This is a genomic window from Marinobacter confluentis (assembly GCF_004785685.1).
GTDB classification, from domain to species: domain Bacteria; phylum Pseudomonadota; class Gammaproteobacteria; order Pseudomonadales; family Oleiphilaceae; genus Marinobacter; species Marinobacter confluentis.
Genome location: NZ_SRPF01000058.1, coordinates 1 through 308 on the forward strand (window position 1 = coordinate 1; position 308 = coordinate 308).

At 55.5% G+C, this 308-nt stretch carries 1 protein-coding gene; it reads right to left on the reverse strand.

Annotated features, from left to right (window positions below):
* Positions 1-308: DDE-type integrase/transposase/recombinase (locus tag E5Q11_RS17550; protein ID WP_135804722.1), on the reverse strand; the 308-nt coding region annotated here is incomplete at both ends.

Consider the following 308-nt stretch of genomic DNA (forward strand, 5'->3'; position numbering starts at 1 on the left):
AGTTCGATTGAAGCGCTCTACGTAAGAGTTCTGGGTAGGCGTTCCCGGTTTGATGAACTCCAGTGCTATGCCGTTCTGTTCAGCCCAATCCGCCAGGGCGATGGAAATGAACTCGGGGCCGTTATCCATACGCAATTTGGCGGGATAGCCTCGCCAGGCGATGATGCGTTCCAGTACCCGAATGACCCTCGGGGCCGGGAGGTTCAGATCAACCTCTATGGCCAGGATCTCCCGGTTAAAGTCGTCCACCACGTTAAACGTCCGGAAGCGGCGACCACAGAACAGGCTGTCACTCATAAAATCCATCG